Raw genomic sequence first — 18,910 nt, 5'->3', positions numbered from 1 at the left:
GCCGGGCTTCTATTGATTGAAACGTCGCTTGTCAATTGGTCCTCCTGCCAGTTGGCCAACCCGAAGCGCTGCCGGTTCTCCCGATCATGATCGATTTTTTCTGATCGAACAGTGCTTCAAGTTCAAAATTTCAGAGCATTCTTTTGGGTTTGAACCGGTCAAAAATCGCTCTGGAGGTACAATCGTCTATTCCTGACCACCGGGTAACCGGTGGTTTAAACAGTTGTTTTGACACACATCTCGTCCGGAAAATGCTTCGCGTTCCGGGATGCGCTTATCAAGAGACAGAAAGCTTGGCTTTCTTCTCGCGCCTGCGCTGAACCGATGAAGCAATATTCATCGATTCCCGATATTTTGCGACAGTTCTTCGCGCAATATCCACACCGTCTTTCTTCAATGCATCAACAATTGCATCGTCAGACAGGACATCATCTGGCTTTTCAGCCTCGATCATCTGGCGAATACGATGCCGAACACTTTCGGAAGAATGGGCGTCACCGCCCTCCGACGAGGCGATTGAAGCGGTGAAGAAATAGCGCAGTTCAAACACGCCGCGTGGCGTTTCCATGAACTTGTTGGCGGTCACGCGGCTGATGGTGGATTCATGCATGCCCACCGCATCGGCCACCATGCGCAGGTTCAAGGGCTTCAGGTGGGTGACGCCATGGCGCAGAAAGCCGTCCTGCTGGCGCACGATTTCCTGCGTCACCTTTAAAATCGTTCGCGCGCGCTGATCGAGGCTGCGCACCAGCCAGCTCGCCGTCTGCATGCAATCGGCCAGAAATGTCTTTTCCTCAGCCTTCACCGAAGCGCTTACCTCGGCATAATATTCATTGTTGACGATCAGCCTCGGCATGGCCGCCGGATTAAGCTCGATGGCCCAGCCACCATCACGCGAGGGCGTGACGACCGCATCGGGCACGATGGCGTCGGCCACCGCAACTTCGAATAAGGCACCCGGCTTCGGATCCAGCGTGCGGATCTCGGACAGCATGTCGAGAATGTCGGCCTGATCGACACCACAGAGCTTTTTCAGCGTGGCGAAATCGCGCCGCGCCAGGAGGTCGAGATTATCGACCAGCGCTGCCATGGCCGGATCGAAACGGTCCTTCAGGCGCAACTGGATCGCCAGGCATTCGCGCAGGTCGCGTGCAAAAATGCCAGGCGGATCAAAGCTTTGCATCACAGCCAGAACGCGCTCCACCTCTACGGTCTCGACGCCCAGATTTTGCGCCAGCCCAACAGTATCAACGCGCAGATAGCCGCTCTCATCCAGTGCATCGGCCAGAGCCATGGCGATGAAACGGTCGGAGGTTTGCGAGAAGGTCAGGGCAATCTGCTCACCCACAAAGTCAGCCAGCGAGATCCGGCTGGCCGTCACCTGATCGAGATCGTACCCGCCGCCGCTACCGCTGCTATAGGCATCGAGCGTCGACGATTTCCACTGGGCGGCGAGGTCTGGATTGATCTCGTCATAACGGCCCGGATCGTCGGGAAAAATGTTTTCCAGTGAACTGTCAAAAGTGGTGGAGAGATTTTCAGCGGCGTCCGGCGCATCGGTCTTGAACCAGTCGGCTTGCCCCTCATCAAAGGGACCATCCTCATCCGACTGGCGGTCATCCGTCAGATCGCTGCTTGCGGAAGAGCGCTCATCGTCAGATGCAGCGTCAGCGCCTGCGAAATCATCATTCGCTGCCTCTATTCTGTCCAGCAGCGGATTCTTTTCAATTTCTAGATCGAGAAAATGCTCAAGCTCAAGATGCGTCATCTGCAGCAGTTTTATCGACTGCATCAGCTGGGGTGTCATCACCAGCGATTGTGACTGACGGAAATCTAGCTTGGGCGACAGAGCCATACGACGCGTTATTCCCCCTGCGAACGACCGGTCGACCAAAACCCTGAGCCGCTATTTCACCCGGTCTTTCTGACCGGAGTTTCCTCCCGATCAAAACTGGTATGATCCTTGCTTGTCAATTCAGAATGTGCAGTTTTGGGACAAAAGCGGAAAATAGTCGCAAGATTGATGCATTTTTTGGAGCGACTTTTATGTTAGCCAGCTCAAATAGACCCGAAAGCCGAAGCTTGCGGGTCAAATGGATTTTTCAGTCAGGAATAATCAGAGCGTGAACTGATCGCCGAGATAGAGGCGGCGCACGTCCGGATTGGCGACGATCTCGGCCGGACGGCCATGGGTCAGCACCTGACCGGCGTGGATAATATAGGCGCGGTCGATCAGACCGAGCGTTTCACGCACATTGTGGTCGGTGATCAAAACACCGATACCCCGACTGGTCAGATGGCGCACGAGTTGCTGAATATCCGAAACCGCGATGGGATCGACACCCGCGAAGGGCTCATCGAGCAGCATGAAGTTCGGGCGCGAAGCAAGCGCGCGTGCGATTTCCAGACGACGACGCTCACCACCCGAAAGCGAAATGGCAGGTGCTTTGCGCAGATGCGCGATATGGAATTCTTCCAGCAGTGCGTCGAGTTCGGAAGCGCGCTTCTTGCGGTCCTTTTCGACCACTTCAAGCACAGCCTTGATATTGTTCTCGACCGAAAGGCCACGGAAAATGGACGCTTCCTGCGGCAGATAGCCAATGCCGAGACGCGAACGACGATACATCGGCATGGATGTGACGTCGAAACCGTCAATCTCGATGGAACCGGCATCGGCTGGAACAAGACCCGTCACCATGTAGAAACAGGTTGTCTTGCCGGCGCCATTGGGCCCGAGGATGCCAACCGCCTCACCGGCGCGCACGCCGAACGAAACACCATTGACGACCTGGCGACCACGATAGCTCTTGCAGAGACCGCGCGCGACCAGCGTGCCCTTCAGGCGCGCTGTCTTGCCCGGCTGTGCTGGCATGACGCCATGCGCATCGCCCGAAGAGTCGACACTCTCGGCAACCGCCTGCGGTTCACCGGACTTCTTGTTCCAGAACAATCCCACGCGTGACGCCTCGGTCAGTTCTGCTTGGGCGCGGCACCGCCCTGCTGTTGATCCTTCGGCGCCATGATGATCGACACGCGACCCTTGCTGTTCGCGCCGCTCTTGCAGCTTTCGACATTGGCGCGGCCAGTGTCGAGATGCGCCGTCAGCTTGCAGCCGGTGACGACATTGTCGCCGTCGGTCAGAACGACCTTCGAACCCTCGAGAATCATGATCTGATTCTTCGCGTCGTAGCGGCCGGTATCGCCGGTTGCGACCTGCGTGCCAGACTTCAGGTAAACCTTGCCTGAAATATCGATGTGATCGATGCTCGACGAATCAAGGCCACCGACACCGGCGCTTGCCGGTTCCTTCGGGGCATCGCCGTCTTTGGCAGCCTTGTTGTAATAGACAGTCATCAGGCCTGCCTTCAACAGTGCATCGCCCTGCGCAACGGAAACATTGCCGGTGAAGACCGCAACGCCTTCCTTGTCGCGCATTTCCAGCTTGTCGGCGTCGATCTTGACCGGAGCCTTGCTGTTGGAAAGCTTGAGCCCGTTCACTGCGCCGCCGCTTGCAGCGTCCTGCGCCGAAGCGGCAAAAGGAGCGGCAACGATGCCAAGCGCCAGAACTGCGAATCCTGCCCGCATTGTGCGAGCCATAGTGCCCTTGATCATCTTGCCCGTCTCACGTTCCATAAATCTTCAGTCCCCCGAATGCAGGCGTCTAAGCTTTGAGTGGCCTGCGTCCAGATGCAACATTAAGCACTTTGCCGCCAAATGGGAACATTAGGCTTCGCAAAATGCGTACAAAAAACAAATCCGCGCCATCCCAAAAAATACGGTTGAACGCTTGATATGCCGTTATCGAGCACCCGGTCAGGGCGTCTTGTTTCCCGAAACCACGCTGCCGTCAACGGTCATCTGAACGCGGTTCTCAAAAATCAGAACCTTGCCATTGTCCTTGACCTGCATGCTGTCGGCCAGAATATGCGTATTTCCGCTGCGAATATCGACCGGTTTGTCGGTTGTGATCTGTCCGCTCTTCAGATTGACATCTGCCGAGTGCATCACAGCACGCAAACCTTCATTCGTGGTTACGACAAAGTCCTTATCAAGTTGCAAACGACCATTCGCATTGTCGTAAATGCCCGATGCCGCCTCGACCTTGGCCACGCCGCGGTCGCCCACCGGCAATTCGGCCTGAATACCTTCGAGCGTGATGACGCCGCTGTTATTGGCTTCCTGCGTCGCCTTGGAAGCGGTCATCGAATAGGGTTTGTTGTCTTTGTTATAGCCATTGAGGTGCGGGCTCGACATGACGAGCTTGCCGTTTTCGCCGCCATTATTCATCTCCACCTTGATCGGCGTGGCGGGCGTTGCAAGAAACGTGTACCAGGAAAACACGGCCGCAAGCGCGACGGCTGCAACCGGCAGAGCGGTTTTCAGCACCCGAACGCGGATCGAATGGCGCTGCGCGGCATGAAAAAGTGAATCGGACTTCTGGGACGCACCAAAACGCACGCCGCCCTTACCGCGCCCGGCAGGGGCTGCGGTTTGCGCAACAGGGCTGTTTGTGGTGTCGGTCGTCATGATGTCCTTCAGATAATCCACTGTAGTCAATTCAAGAATTTCCAGTCAAAGATCAGATGCACTCGATGTAGAGGTTCATTACCTACAATCAATAAGCGCTCTTTCACTTCAATATGGTTTATTTGGGATAATTTGCCCGGATGCTCAATAGCATGATGGCGGCGCAAAACATCGCACCTGTCCAAAAAACATAGACAAGCCCTGCTATCTCATTGATAAATCATCGCAATCAGCACCCACACTAAATAAGTAGAATGCTAATCAACTCTTTGATACCACAAAATGGCCCTGCATTACAGCGCATCATGAGCGCTCGTAACTTGCGCTTGAACGCCTTGTTTCTGGTCAAAGACAGAATCTCGCATATGAATGTCATGACAATGCAGTTGTGCAGCACTATCTCTTTGAAAAGCGTAATTGAAGCGTCTTGCCGCCTGACTTAATTGGGGGCACAAAGATCAACATGGATTTTTATGACCACCCGTTGAGGCTGGTCGCATTTCTAAAGACGAATGGATGGACAGAATGGCTCAGGACGCCGAAGCAATAATCGAAAGACGAAAGCTGCGCCGCAAGCTGACCGTCTGGCGCGTGGCATTTCTGCTTCTGCTCGTCCTTCTCGTCGTCGGGTTCGCCTCATGGTCGATGCGCGGCACGAATTTCAGCCAGCCGCATATCGCCAAGGTGCGTATCGAAGGCACCATCTTCGAAAATGAAGAGCTTTTGAAACGCCTCGACAGGATCGCCAAGAACGATGCGGTCAAGGGGGTGATTCTGGTTCTCGATTCGCCCGGCGGTACCACTGTCGGCGGTGAAGCGATCTACGAAGCCGTCCGCAAGATCGCCGAGAAAAAGCCGGTCGTCACCCAGGTCGGCACGCTGGCGGCGTCTGCCGGTTATATGATCGCCAGCGCTTCCGACCATATTGTGGCGCGGCAGACCTCCATCGTCGGCTCCATCGGCGTGCTGTTCCAGTATCCCGACCTTTCGAAGCTTCTCGATACGATCGGCGTAAAGGTCGAAACCATCACATCCGCGCCGCTGAAGGCGGAACCAAATTATTTCAGCCCGGCCAGCGAAGAAGCGAAGGGCATGATCCGCAACATGATCATGGATTCCTATGCATGGTTCGTGGACATTGTGGAAAAGCGCCGCTCGTTTACGCATGAACAGGCGCTCGCATTGGCCAATGGCGCGGTGTTCACAGGCCGTCAGGCGCTGCAAAACAAACTCATCGACGGGCTTGGTGGCGAAGACGAAGCTGTTGCCTGGCTCGGCACCAAGGGTGTTTCGACGAAATTGCCGCGCCTTGAATGGAAGCCGGTCAACAATGAAACAGGATTTTCGCTGCGCGATCTCCTCATTCATGCCGGTGCGCGGCTGATTGGCGTGCCGCAGGAAGCCGATAGTATGCTCAAGGAGATAGCAAAGGATCGCATCTTTCTTGACGGACTTCTCTCGGTTTGGCACGTTGACGGAAAGCCAGACGTAAACTGACGTAAATTCAGCGACCTAACGTGTCTGGCGTCAGGCCTGACAGTACAAAAACAGGAAACAGGGGTTTAAAGCCGTGATCAAATCGGAACTCGTTCAGATTATCGCCAGCCGCAATCCGCATCTCTTCCAGCGCGATGTCGAAAACATCGTCGGCGCGGTTTTCGACGAGATCACCAATGCTCTCGCGGACGGTAACCGCGTCGAGCTGCGTGGCTTTGGCGCTTTTTCCGTCAAGAACCGCCCGGCCCGCAGCGGCCGCAACCCGCGCACCGGCGAAACGGTGGACGTGGAAGAAAAGTGGGTTCCCTTCTTCAAAACCGGTAAGGAACTGCGTGACCGTCTCAACGGCGCTGTCTGATAGAAGATCATGCTGGCAAAACGTATCGTCGCAATCGTCATTCTGGTCCCGCTTGCGGTCATTCTGATCGCGCTGTCGGTTGCCAATCGTGCCACCACGATTATGACGGTCGATCCGTTCAATCCGGGCAATCCGGCACTGTCCTACAGCGCGCCGCTGTTCATTTGGCTGTTTGGCGCGTTGTTGGTCGGCGTGGTGATCGGCTCGCTGGTCACCTGGCTAACGCAGGGCAAGCATCGCCGCAGAGCGCGTGATCGCAAGCTGGAAGCGACCCGTCTTCTCGAACGCGCCGAAGCCGCCGAAAGGCGCAACACATCGGTCGCGAACTCCTGAAACGCCCCCTCTTCGCAAGCCCGGAAGCGAAACTTCCGGGTTTTCCGGCCCCGAAAAGGCCTGCGCGCGCGAAAGAACGTCGTTTCCCCCTTCCACACCGGCCTTGTTTATCCTACCTAGACCCCGATCATCGTAATTGGAGTTTCGGGTGAAAGCGCCAAAGGGAAAAGGCAAAAAGCCGTCGGGCGGCAAACAGGATCGCGGTTTCGACCGCGCGAAGCATGATGCGCCGCGTCATGAAAACAAGTTCGATTCTGCCAATCCGGGTAAAGGTTCGGCCTTCAAGAAGCCGCGCCCGCAATTTGCCAAGGCCGCACCCAAGCCGGTAGCCACCGAAGAACGCGAACGGATTGTCGCCCCGCTGCGCGAAATCAAGCCCTATACCGGCCCTCGCCCGGGCGAAAAATTGCCGGTCATCCTCGAAACCGAACCATCCGCCGATTATGCGCTGCTCGACAGCGGCAACGGGCTGAAGCTTGAGCAATACGGACCTTACCGCATCGTTCGTCCGGAAGGTCAGGCAATCTGGCTGCCCAGCCTGCCGCAAAAGGAATGGGATCAGGCCGATGCGGTCTTCACCGGCAATACGGATGAAGAGGGCATCGGACGCTGGGCCTTCCCGAAAGTGCCGCTCGGTGAAACATGGCCGATGCAGCATGACGGCATCTCCTTCCACGGTCGCTTCACCTCGTTCCGCCATGTCGGCGTGTTTCCCGAACAGGCGGCGCACTGGTCTTACATGGATGGCCTCATCCGCGACGGCGTAAAATCCGGGCGCAGCGTCAAGGTGCTGAACCTGTTCGGCTATACGGGCGTTGCCTCGCTGGTTGCGGCCCGCGCGGGCGCGGAAGTAACCCATGTCGACGCCTCCAAGAAGGCCATTATCTGGGCGCGCGAAAATCAGGAAATGGCAGGGCTGTCGGACAAACCGATCCGCTGGATTTGCGAAGACGCCATGAAATTTGTGGCGCGCGAAGAACGCCGCGGCAGTTTCTACGATATCATCCTGCTCGACCCGCCCGCTTACGGGCGCGGACCGAGCGGCGAAGTCTGGCAGTTGTTCGAGCATCTGCCCGCCATGGTCGATACGTGCCGCTCGATCCTGACACAGAAGCCGCTGGCCGTGATCCTGACCGCCTATTCGATCCGCGCATCCTTCTTCGCCATTCACGAACTGATGCGCGACCGGTTCACCGGCCTTGGCGGCACAGTCGAATCGGGCGAACTTATCCTGCGTGAGCGTTCGGCAGGGCGCGCGCTTTCAACATCCATGTTCAGCCGCTGGGTAGCCAAATGAGCCGTAACGACGATTTTTCCAGAAACAGCGGTTCACGCGGTGATCATTCATCGGGACATTCGAAAGTCGGTCAGGTGAAGGAAGTCACCAGCCTGACCAATCCGATCGTCAAGGATCTGCGCTCGCTGGCATTGAAGAAATTCCGTGACCAGCAAGGCGTGTTTCTGGCCGAAGGGCTGAAGCTCGTCATCGACGCGCTGGAGCAGGACTGGCGCATCAAGACGCTGGTTTTCGCCAAATCCGGCAAGGGCAACAAAATGGTCGAGCAGGTTGCCGCCCGCACCTTCGCCAAGGGCGGACTGGTGCTGGAAGTGACCGAAAAGGTGATTTCCGCGATCACCCGCCGCGACAATCCGCAGGTGGTAGTTGGCGTTTTCGAGCAACAGTATCAACCGCTGGCAAGCCTCAAGCCGAAGCATAACGACGTCTATATCGCGCTCGACCGCGTGCGCGATCCGGGCAATCTTGGCACTGTCATCCGCACCGCCGATGCAGTCGGTGCGAAGGGCGTTATCCTGATCGGCGATACCACCGACCCCTATTCGCTCGAAACCGTGCGCGCCACCATGGGCTCCGTCTTTTCCGTGCCGCTCTACAAGGCGACGGAAGGGGATTTCCTCAACTGGCGCAAGGGTTTTTCGGGATTGATCGTCGGCACGCATCTGAAGGGCGCTGTCGATTATCGCACCATTCCCTATGCCAACAAGCCGGTTGTGCTGATGATGGGCAATGAGCAGCAGGGCCTGCCGGACAACCTCGCCAATGCTTGCGACAAGCTTGCGCGCATTCCGCAGGCAGGCCGCGCAGATTCGCTCAATCTGGCAATCGCCACGGGTGTCATGCTCTATGAAATCCGCCGCGATGCACTCGCCCTCGACGAAAGAGGATAATAATGAAGCGTCACGCGGTTCTGTCTTCGCTTCTCGTCGTCATTCTCACGGTTCTCATTGATCAGGGCGTCAAGCTTCTGGTCGAAACCCATATGGATTACGCCCAGCAGATTGACCTGCTGCCGTTTCTCGCGCTGTTTCGCACGCATAATGAAGGCATCGCCTTCTCAATGCTCGCCTGGCTGCACGACTGGGGGCTGGTGGCGATCACCGCTGCGGTCATCGCCTTCGTGCTTTATCTCTGGTGGACAAATGCGCCGGACCGTGTCTTTGCCCGCTATGGCTTTGCACTGGTGATCGGCGGCGCGCTCGGCAATCTGATCGACCGCGTGATACACGGCTATGTGGTGGATTATATCCTGTTCCACCTGCCGACATGGTCTTTCGCCGTCTTCAATTTAGCAGACACCTTTATCACCATCGGTGCGGCACTGATCATTCTGGAAGAGTTTCTCGGCTGGCGGCGCGAACGCGCCGCCCGTTGAGCCTATCAATTGAGCGCCTAATATGACGCCCAATTTATTGCCCATTGAGAGGGTAACTTGATCGTTATCGGGCTTTCGCATAACGTGAAGCCCGTAATTTTAAAGACATTTGAAGGGGATAAGCGGCTCCCGTCCGAAATGACACATTGGTGACACGCTTCTGTCATCCTCACGTAGCACTCGCTCTCTAGTACCTCGGCCAGCTGCAGTTCATCTGCGCCATCGTCCTACGAATGAGAAAGCCAATTTCACTGCGTAATCAGTGGGAAAAGGTTCAGGAATACGTGAATAGACAAATCAGGAGCGAATCATCATGACAGTACTGCTTGGAATGGGCCAGCAAATCATTGATGATACGGTCATGTCAGGCTTAGAAGCACAACAGGCGCTATTCGCAACCGGTGATGACCCGATCGTTCTCGGACGTATCGGTTCGCTCGAAGTGCGACTTGCAAACTCCCGTGAAGCCATTGAGGCCGCGCAGGAACTTCGTTTCCGCGTGTTCTTCGAAGAAATGGGCGCGCGCAAGGAATCCATCGAGGCCGTGGAGCTTCGCGATGCCGACCGTTTCGACACGATCTGCGATCACCTTCTCGTCTATGATACTGCCCTGCCGGTTCCTGAGCACCAGCAGATCGTCGGCACCTACCGGCTGATGCGCAGCGATCAGGCCGACAAGGCGCTCGGTTTCTATTCGGCAGATGAATATGACGTGCAGCGTCTGGCGCTGTCCCGCCCCAATCTCAATCTGCTCGAGCTTGGCCGCTCCTGCGTGAAGGCGGAATACCGTTCGAAGCGTACGGTCGAGCTGCTGTGGCAGGGTGCATGGGCTTATTGCCGTCGTCATTCGATTGACGTCATGTTCGGCTGCGCCTCGTTCCACGGACCGGTTCCCGCCGCCCACGCGCTTGGCCTGTCGTTCCTGCACCAGAATTGTCGCGCCACGCCGGATTGGGATGTGCGCGCACTGCCGCATCGCTATCAGCCAATGGACCTGATGCCGAAGGAAGCGATCAACAACAAGGTTGCGCTGTTTTCCATGCCGCCACTGGTCAAGGGTTATCTGCGTCTCGGCGCGATGATCGGCGACGGTGCAGTGATCGATGAAGCCTTCGGCACGACCGACGTGTTCATCATCCTGCCGATCGAACGCATCTCCAGCCGCTACATTACCTATTACGGCGCTGAAGCAAACCGCTTCGTGTAGTCTGTAAATATTTTCCCCTCGCCCTTCGAGACGGCCCTGCGGGCCTCCTCAGGATGAGGGGAAACCATTCAGAAACCTCACGCCTTTCCGGCCAGTTCCTTCAACCTGTAGATCAGGTCGAGCGCTTCACGGGGCGTCAGCTCGTCCGGGCTGATGCCTGCCACAGCCTTTGCCAGTTCGCTGTCCTTTGCCGATGCCTGCGGCTTCGGCTTTTCCTGCTGCAACACTACAGAAAACAGCGGCAAATCATCGATCAGCTTGTCAGCTTTGCCGGATGTTTCACCAGCTTCCAGCTGGTGCAGAACGTCCCGCGCGCGATTGACGACCGCTTCCGGCAGACCGGCCAGCCGCGCAACCTGCACGCCATAGGACCGGTCGGCAGCGCCCTTGGCCACTTCATGCAGGAAGACGACATCATTGTCCCATTCCTTGACGCGCATCGTAACATTGGAAAGCCGCTCCAGCTTTTCCGACAGCGCCGTCATTTCGTGGAAATGCGTGGCAAACAAAGCCCGACAGCGGTTCTTTTCATGCAGATATTCCACCGCCGCCCATGCAATGGAAAGCCCGTCGAAGGTCGCAGTGCCACGACCGATCTCATCAAGAATGACGAGCGAACGCTCGCCCGCCTGATTGAGGATCGCCGCCGTTTCCACCATTTCGACCATGAAGGTCGAGCGCCCGCGCGCCAGATCGTCGGAAGCGCCGACGCGGCTGAACAGCCGGTCCACCACGCCGATTTGCGCTGAACCCGCAGGCACGAACGAGCCCATCTGGGCAAGGATCGCGATCAGCGCGTTCTGGCGCAGGAAAGTCGATTTACCACCCATATTCGGGCCGGTCAGCAGCCAGATCGCGCCATTGCCGCCGTCGCTTTGTGGCGATAGATCGCAATCATTGGCAACGAAGGGATTGGCCGCCTGACGGCGCAGCGCCTGTTCCACCACCGGATGGCGACCCGCCACGATGTTGAAGGACAGGCTGTCATCAACCAACGGGCGGCAATAGCCCTGCTCGTCTGCAAGCACGGCAAGTGCGGCTGAAACATCGAATACCGAAAGTGCGGCTGCGGCTGCGCGGATACTGTCGGCATGGGAAACGGCTTCAGCCGTCAGTTCTTCAAAGATGGCGAGTTCGATAGAAAGCGCCCGGTCGGCAGCATTGGCGATCTTGCTTTCAAGCGCGGCCAGTTCCGTCGTCGTGAAGCGCATGGCACTCGCCATGGTCTGGCGGTGGATGAAGCGACCCTTGGCGGCATCCGTATCGGTCATCGCGCCGGAATTATTCGCCGTCACTTCGATGAAATAGCCAAGCACATTGTTGTGCTTGATCTTCAGCGACTTGATGCCGGTTTCCTCGATATAGTCGGCCTGCAAGCCTGCGATCACGCGGCGGGACTGATCACGCAAGGCGCGCATTTCGTCGAGTTCGGTGTTGTAGCCTTCGCGCACGAACCCGCCGTCACGCTTCAACAGCGGCAGCTCATCGGCCAGCGCCCGGTCGATATGTGCTGCGAAAGCTGCAGGCATGACTTCAAGCGCATCGCGCGCCGCGCCCAGCTCTTCCGGCAGAAGCGAACCTTCCAGTACAGAGACCAGCGTGCCCGCCGCCTCAAACCCACGCTGCAAAGCACCCAGATCACGCGGACCGCCACGCCCCACCGCCAGACGCGACAGCGCGCGCGGCATATCCGGCACGCCTTTCAGCTCACGTCGCAGCGCATCGCAAAGCGACTGCTCGCTGAGAAAGAACGACACGGAATCGAGCCGCATCGCGATTGGCTTGGGGTCGGTCAGCGGCGCAGTCAAACGCTCGGCCAGAAGCCGCGCGCCGCCGCCGGTGACAGTGCGGTCCACCGCCTTGAGCAAGCCGCCATCGCGGTTGCCCGACATGGTGCGAACCAGTTCCAGACTGGCGCGCGTTGCCGGATCGATGAAGATTGTGCCGCCTTCATGCTCGCGCTCCGGCCGCATCAGCGGCGGACGCTCGGCAATCTGCGTCTTTTCGATATAGGCGATGGCGCCGGAAATGGCCGACAATTCCGAGCGGCTGAACTGGCCGAAACCGTCAAGTGTCGCCACGTCGTAATAGCGCTGAATGCGCGTCTGCGCGGCAGCACTGTCGAACAGGGTTGCAGGCTGCGGCGACACCGCCTTGCCGATCAGATCGAAAGACGGGCGCAATTCGGGATCATGAAACGCCGTATCGGCCACCACCAGTTCGCGCGGATCAACGCGCATGATATCGGCAAAAAGGCGTTCTTCGGTCGTTTCGGCAACGCGGAATGTGCCCGTCGAAATATCGATCCATGCCAGAGCCAGCGCCCCGTCTCCCTTGGTACGACCAAGCGCCATCAGGAAATTGGCCTCAGACGGGTCAAGCAGCTTTTCCTCGGTCAGCGTGCCCGGCGTCACCAGACGGATGACATCGCGGCGCACCACGGATTTGGAACCGCGCTTCTTTGCTTCCGCCGGATCTTCGATCTGTTCGCAGACGGCGACGCGATAGCCCTTGGTAATGAGCTTTTGCAGATAATCGTCGGCAGCATGGACCGGAACGCCGCACATGGGAATGTCTTCGCCCAGATGTTTGCCGCGTTTGGTCAGTGTGATGCCGAGGGCTGCCGACGCCTCCACAGCATCGTCAAAGAACAGTTCGTAGAAATCGCCCATGCGATAGAACAGAAGCGAATCAACATTCGCCGCCTTGATCTCGATATACTGTTCCATCATGGGTGTGAGGCGAACAACAGTTTCCTGCGCGGTATTTTCTTCCGCTTCCGGCTTGTCGTTTTCGCCCCGCACGTCCATGCTATAAAACCTTTATTGTTACGCATTATCCTACGCAAAACCGCTTCGCACTTTTGCTGGAAATGCTTCTTTTATTGCGCTTTTTGCGTAGTCAAAGTTACTTTATTTCTTCGCAATCCCGGACGGAAAACCGTTTCACACTTTTCCTGGGATTGCTTCCAATTACGCATTCATTCGTTTTTGAATGAATAACTATTCCAAAAAGCGCTGTTTACACATTTCCAGACTGGCGCTATCGAATGCGACCGCACAAGATTCCGGAGGGAACATGCCAGTCTCGACGCCGAAGGGCAACACGCCAGAGCGCACACCCACAGCCAGTGAGAAAGAAGCGCTCGACTTTCACGCGCAGGGCCGCCCCGGCAAGCTGGAAATAAACCCCACCAAGCCCATGACCACGCAGCGCGATCTGTCGCTGGCCTATTCGCCGGGCGTCGCCGTGCCGGTCAAGGCCATCGCGGAAGATGCCGCGCGCGCCTATGACTATACGGCCAAGGGCAATCTCGTCGCCGTCATTTCCAACGGCACCGCCATTCTGGGCCTCGGCAATCTCGGCGCACTGGCATCGAAGCCGGTCATGGAAGGCAAGGCCGTTCTGTTCAAGCGCTTTGCCGATGTCGATTCCATCGACCTTGAAGTCGACACGACCGATATCGACGCCTTTATCAACGCCGTGCGCTATCTCGGCCCGTCCTTCGGCGGCATCAATCTGGAAGACATCAAGGCGCCCGACTGCTTCATCATCGAGCAGCGCCTGCGCGAGCTGATGGATATTCCGGTTTTCCACGACGACCAGCATGGCACCGCGATCATCGCCGCCGCCGGTCTGATCAATTCGCTGCATCTGACCGGGCGCGACATGAAGACGACCAAGCTCGTCTGCAATGGCGCGGGTTCGGCTGGTATCGCTTGTATCGAACTGATCAAGGCCATGGGCTTTGCGCCGGAAAACATCATCCTGTGCGACACCAAGGGCGTCGTGTATCAGGGCCGTGAAGAAGGCATGAACCAGTGGAAATCGGCGCATGCGGTGAAGACCGACCGCCGCTCGCTGACCGACGCGCTGAAGGATGCAGATGTATTCTTCGGTCTCTCGGCCAAGGGCGCCCTGACCGAAGAGATGGTGCGCGCCATGGCGCCCAACCCGATCATCTTCGCGATGGCCAATCCCGACCCGGAAATCACCCCGGAAGAAGTCGCCCGCATTCGCGATGACGCCATCGTCGCCACCGGTCGTTCGGACTATCCGAACCAGGTCAACAATGTACTTGGCTTCCCCTATATTTTCCGCGGCGCTCTCGATGTGCGCGCCACGACGATCAACGATGCGATGAAGATCGCCGCCGTCAATGCGCTGGCCGAACTTGCCCGCGAAGACGTGCCGGACGATGTGGTCGCCGCCTATCAGGGCAGCCGTCCGCGCTTCGGCCCGAGCTACATCATTCCGGTGCCCTTCGATCCGCGTCTGCTCGCCTCGGTTTCCGCAGCTGTTGCCAAGGCTGCGATTGAAACCGGCGTTGCCGGCCGCATCATCACCGACCTCGAAGGCTACAAGAGCGAATTGTCGGCGCGCCGCGATCCGATCGCCTCGACGTTGCGCGGTATTTACGAGCGCGTGCGTCGCCAGCCAAAGCGCATCGTCTTTGCCGAAGGCGAAGAAGAACAGGTGATGCGCGCCGCTGTTTCCTATGTGAACCAGGGGCTGGGCACCGCCATTCTCGTCGGTCGCGACGAGCGCATCAAGGACACCGCGAAAGCCGCCGGTATGGATATCGAGCGCCCCGGCATCGAGATCATCAATGCGCGTCTTTCCAGCCGCAATTCGGCCTATGCCGACTATCTCTATGAGAAATTGCAGCGCAAGGGCTATCTGACCCGCGATTGCCATCGCCTCATCAACAATGACCGCAATCATTTCGCGGCCTGCATGGTGGCGCTGGGCGATGCCGATGGCATGGTGACGGGTGTGACCCGCAATTATGCAACCGGCCTCGACGATGTGCGCCGCGTGGTGGATTCCAAGCCGGGCCATCGCGTGGTCGGCGTTTCCATCGCGCTCTGCCGTGGTCGCACCGTGTTCATCGCGGATACCGCCGTGCATGAAAAGCCGACTGCAGACGAGCTTGCCGATATTGCCGTGGAAGCCGCAGGCATGGCGCGTCGCATGGGCTATGTTCCGCGCGTTGCACTCACCGCCTTCTCGACCTTCGGCCATATGGGCGGCGAAGCCTCTGCCCGTATTCAGGAAGCGGTGCGCATTCTCCATACGCGCCATGTCGATTTCGAATTCGACGGCGAGATGAGTGCTGATGTGGCGCTGAACCCAAAGCTGATGGAACAATATCCGTTCATCCGCCTGTCGGGCGCAGCCAATGTCATCGTGACCCCGGACAATCACTCCGCATCGATTGCCGCCAATATGTTGCAGGAACTGGGCGGCGCGACCATTATCGGTCCGCTGCTGGTCGGCCTCGACAAGCCGGCGCAGATCGTCAGCATTGGCGCGAAGGATTCCGACATCGTCAATATGGCGGCCATTGCCGCCTATAATGCGACGAACTAAATATTAGAAATGATGCATGAGAAGGCCGGGGAAACCCGGCCTTTGCTTTTGCATATTCATCCTGTTTAAAAGCGGTTATACGTTATCGCCGTCACCGCAATTCCTTTCCCGAAAAGCCGGACCTGCAAGCCGCATGAGCGCACACGACCTGAAGCTGGAAGAGATCGTCAATCCCGAAACGCTCCGTCGCAAGCTCAACGAGCTGGCGGATTCGACCGACGAAAGCTACACGAGCCTTCCCGTGCGCAAGGTGGTTCTGCACGCGCTGAAAGATGCGCTGGTGCGCGGTCGCGCCAATGCGGAAGGGCTGCTGATGAAGGATGGCGGCGGCACGCTCTGCGCGCGACGCCTCTCCTATCTCATGGACACGCTGATCGAGGCGCTGTTCGAATTTGCGACCACCAAGGTCTATCCGATGGTCAATCCGTCCAAGGCGGAAAACATGGCCATCGTTGCGGTCGGCGGCTACGGACGCAACGGACTGGCGCCGGGTTCCGATATCGATCTCCTGTTCCTGCTGCCTTACAAGCAGACTCCTTGGGGCGAGCAGGTTGTCGAATATATGCTCTACATGCTCTGGGACATGGGGCTGAAAGTCGGCCACTCCACGCGCAACATCGATGAATGCATTCGCCTGTCGCGCGAAGACATGACGATCCGCACCGCCATTCTCGATGCGCGTTTTCTAACCGGCAACAAGGATCTGTTCACCGCGCTCGTCACCCGCTTCGATGAGGAAATCGTCAAGGATACCGGGCCGGAATTCATTCAGGCCAAGCTTGCCGAACGCGACGAACGCCATCGCAAGGCGGGCGAGACGCGCTATCTGGTAGAGCCGAATGTCAAGGAAGGCAAAGGCGGCCAGCGCGACCTGCATACGCTGTTCTGGATCGCCAAATATTTCTACCGCGTCAAAACCAAGGAAGAGCTGGTCAAGCTCGGCGTGCTGTCCCGCGCCGAATTGCGCATCTTCAACAAGGCGGAAGATTTTCTCTGGGCTGTGCGCTGCCACATGCATTTTGCGACGCTGAAAGCGGAAGAACGCCTCTCCTTCGACATTCAGCAGGAAATCGCCCAGCGTCTCGGCTATACCGCGCATCCCGGCCAGAACCATGTCGAACGCTTCATGAAGCACTACTTCCTCGTGGCGAAGGATGTGGGCGACCTGACCCGCATCATCTGCGCCGCACTCGAGGAACAGCAGGCCAAACATGTGCCGGGCTTCAACCGCATTTTCCTCACCTTTTCGCGCCGCAAGCGCAAGCTTTCGACCGATGGCTATTTCGTCTCCGAAAACCATCGTATCAACACGGCGCGCCCCGACGTGTTTTCGGAAGACCCGGTCAATATCATCCGCATCTTCCAGCTAGCCGACAAGCATGGGCTGGAATTTCACCCGGAAGCGATGCAGCAGCTCACCCGCTCGCTGAAACTCATCAATGCCGATCTGCGTGAGAATCCCGAAGCCAACAAGCTTTTCCTCGACGTCCTCACATCGCCGCGCAATCCCGAACTGATCCTGCGCCGCATGAACGAATCCGGCGTGCTGGGCAAGTTCATTCCGGATTTCGGCAAGATTGTCGCCATGATGCAGTTCAATATGTATCACCACTATACGGTGGACGAACATCTGCTGCGCTGCATTGCCGTTCTGTCGGAAATCGAACATGGCGAACTGGAAAACGAGCATCCGCTTTCCAACCATCTGATCACCACGATCAAGCGCGACCGCAACCTGCTTTATGTGGCGCTTCTCCTGCATGATATCGCCAAGGGCCGCCCGGAAGATCATTCGATTGCCGGTGCCCGCATAGCCCGTAGGCTTTGCCCGCGCTTCGGCCTCACCCCTTCCGAGACGGAAACCGTGGAATGGCTGGTGCGCGAGCATCTGACCATGAGCATGGTGGCCCAGTCGCGCGATCTCAACGACCGCAAGACCATCATCGACTTTGGCGATACGGTGCAGACCATGGAACGGCTGAAGCTGCTGCTGATCCTGACCGTCTGCGATATCAAGGCGGTCGGCCCTGGTGTCTGGAACGGCTGGAAGGGCCAGCTTCTGCGCACGCTTTTCTATGAAACCGAACTGGTACTGACCGGCGGCTTCTCCGAACTTTCACGCGCCGACCGCGACCGGCAGGCCCGTGAAGCGCTGGCCGAAAAGCTTTCCGACTGGCCAGCTGCAGAGCGGGACGCCTATCTTGGCCTGCATTACATCAACTACTTCCTGACCGTCAGCCTCGACGATCAGGTGCGCCATGCGCATTTCATCCGCGAAGCCGACCGGGAAGGCCGCGCGCTTGCCACCATGGCCAAGCCGCAGAGCTTCGAGGCCGTGACGGAAATCACCGTTCTGGCGCCCGATCATCCGCGCCTCTTGTCGATCATCACCGGCGCTTGTGCTGCCGCCGGCGGCAACATTGTCGATGCGCAAATCTTCACCACCGGTGACGGACGTGCGCTCGATACGATCCTGATCAGCCGAGAATTCGATCTGGACGAAGACGAGCGCCGCCGCGCCGAGCGGGTGGGCAAGGTGATTGAAGACGTGCTTTCCGGCAAGGCGCACCTGCCCGATGTGCTGGCCAAGCGCACCAAGCCGAAAAAGAACGCCAAAGCCTTCACTGTGGAGCCGCGTGTCGAGATCAACAACACGCTTTCGAACAAGTTCTCGGTCATCGAAGTGGAAGGTCTGGACCGCCCCGGCCTGTTGTCGGAACTGACCGGCCTTATTTCTGACCTGTCTCTGGATATTGCTTCGGCGCATATCACGACCTTCGGCGAAAAGGTCATCGACAGTTTTTATGTAACGGACCTCGTGGGTCACAAGATTTCCAACGCCACCCGCCAGGGCAATATCCGGCGCAAGGTTCTTGCACTGCTCAGCGGCGAAAACGGCAGCAAGGCCAATGGCCGCTCGTCACAGGCTGCAGCATAAGTTAG

At 57.8% G+C, this 18,910-nt stretch carries 14 protein-coding genes; 9 read left to right on the top strand and 5 right to left on the bottom strand.

Annotated features, from left to right (window positions below; translation table 11 throughout):
* Positions 1 to 277: 277 nt before the first annotated feature.
* The 4 genes from rpoN to lptC form a co-directional block, all read right to left on the bottom strand.
* Positions 278 to 1,855, bottom strand: coding sequence for an RNA polymerase factor sigma-54 (rpoN, locus tag FHW03_RS02400; RefSeq protein ID WP_182519187.1), 1,578 nt, complete (start codon positions 1,853 to 1,855; stop codon positions 278 to 280).
* A gap of 261 nt (positions 1,856 to 2,116) precedes the next feature.
* The gene (gene lptB / locus FHW03_RS02395) at positions 2,117 to 2,956 is read right to left on the bottom strand and encodes an LPS export ABC transporter ATP-binding protein (RefSeq protein ID WP_182519186.1); all 840 of its coding nucleotides are present in this window, start codon (positions 2,954 to 2,956) and stop codon (positions 2,117 to 2,119) included.
* A 14-nt stretch (positions 2,957 to 2,970) separates the two neighbouring features.
* Positions 2,971 to 3,633 (bottom strand): LptA/OstA family protein, encoded by a 663-nt coding sequence (locus FHW03_RS02390; protein ID WP_182519185.1) that lies wholly within the window; start codon positions 3,631 to 3,633, stop codon positions 2,971 to 2,973.
* A 180-nt stretch (positions 3,634 to 3,813) separates the two neighbouring features.
* Positions 3,814 to 4,527 (bottom strand): LPS export ABC transporter periplasmic protein LptC, encoded by a 714-nt coding sequence (gene lptC, locus FHW03_RS02385; protein WP_182519421.1) that lies wholly within the window; start codon positions 4,525 to 4,527, stop codon positions 3,814 to 3,816.
* A gap of 525 nt (positions 4,528 to 5,052) precedes the next feature.
* On the opposite strand from lptC, the gene sppA reads away from it, so the two are divergent.
* From sppA to FHW03_RS02350, 7 genes are all read left to right on the top strand, one after another.
* Positions 5,053 to 6,024, top strand: coding sequence for a signal peptide peptidase SppA (gene sppA, locus FHW03_RS02380; RefSeq protein WP_182519184.1), 972 nt, complete (start codon positions 5,053 to 5,055; stop codon positions 6,022 to 6,024).
* Between the two features lie 73 nt (positions 6,025 to 6,097).
* Positions 6,098 to 6,382 (top strand): integration host factor subunit beta, encoded by a 285-nt coding sequence (locus tag FHW03_RS02375; protein WP_061344837.1) that lies wholly within the window; start codon positions 6,098 to 6,100, stop codon positions 6,380 to 6,382.
* Between the two features lie 9 nt (positions 6,383 to 6,391).
* Positions 6,392 to 6,715: a LapA family protein gene (locus FHW03_RS02370; RefSeq protein ID WP_182519183.1), complete on the top strand. Its 324-nt coding sequence runs from the start codon at positions 6,392 to 6,394 to the stop codon at positions 6,713 to 6,715.
* A 148-nt stretch (positions 6,716 to 6,863) separates the two neighbouring features.
* The gene (locus FHW03_RS02365; RefSeq protein ID WP_182519182.1) at positions 6,864 to 8,012 is read left to right on the top strand and encodes a class I SAM-dependent methyltransferase; all 1,149 of its coding nucleotides are present in this window, start codon (positions 6,864 to 6,866) and stop codon (positions 8,010 to 8,012) included.
* Complete coding sequence (locus FHW03_RS02360; RefSeq protein ID WP_182519181.1) at positions 8,009 to 8,902, top strand: RNA methyltransferase; 894 nt, start codon at positions 8,009 to 8,011, stop codon at positions 8,900 to 8,902. The genes FHW03_RS02365 and FHW03_RS02360 overlap by 4 nt, the downstream gene beginning before the upstream one ends.
* 2 nt (positions 8,903 to 8,904) lie before the next feature.
* Entirely contained in the window at positions 8,905 to 9,387 is a 483-nt protein-coding gene (lspA, locus tag FHW03_RS02355) for a signal peptidase II (protein ID WP_182519180.1), read from the top strand.
* 313 nt (positions 9,388 to 9,700) lie between these two features.
* A complete protein-coding gene (locus FHW03_RS02350; RefSeq protein ID WP_182519179.1) occupies positions 9,701 to 10,594 on the top strand; it encodes a GNAT family N-acetyltransferase in 894 nt (297 codons plus the stop codon).
* Between the two features lie 77 nt (positions 10,595 to 10,671).
* Here FHW03_RS02350 and mutS read toward each other — a convergent pair whose 3' ends face one another.
* Positions 10,672 to 13,404, bottom strand: a complete 2,733-nt coding sequence (gene mutS, locus FHW03_RS02345) for a DNA mismatch repair protein MutS (protein WP_182519178.1) — start codon at positions 13,402 to 13,404, stop codon at positions 10,672 to 10,674.
* A 268-nt stretch (positions 13,405 to 13,672) separates the two neighbouring features.
* Here mutS and FHW03_RS02340 point away from each other — a divergent pair, with 268 nt between their 5' ends.
* Together FHW03_RS02340 and FHW03_RS02335 are read left to right on the top strand one after the other, a co-directional pair.
* The gene (locus FHW03_RS02340; protein ID WP_182519177.1) at positions 13,673 to 15,967 is read left to right on the top strand and encodes an NADP-dependent malic enzyme; all 2,295 of its coding nucleotides are present in this window, start codon (positions 13,673 to 13,675) and stop codon (positions 15,965 to 15,967) included.
* Positions 15,968 to 16,100: 133 nt separating this feature from the next.
* Positions 16,101 to 18,905 (top strand): [protein-PII] uridylyltransferase, encoded by a 2,805-nt coding sequence (locus tag FHW03_RS02335; RefSeq protein ID WP_182519176.1) that lies wholly within the window; start codon positions 16,101 to 16,103, stop codon positions 18,903 to 18,905.
* The last annotated feature ends 5 nt before the right edge of the window (positions 18,906 to 18,910 follow it).

The sequence above is a fragment of the Ochrobactrum sp. RH2CCR150 genome (assembly GCA_014138095.1).
Classification (GTDB): domain Bacteria; phylum Pseudomonadota; class Alphaproteobacteria; order Rhizobiales; family Rhizobiaceae; genus Brucella; species Brucella gambitense.
The sequence above is the reverse complement of the archived record's forward strand: the minus strand, read 5'-3'. Positions and strand labels throughout refer to the sequence as shown.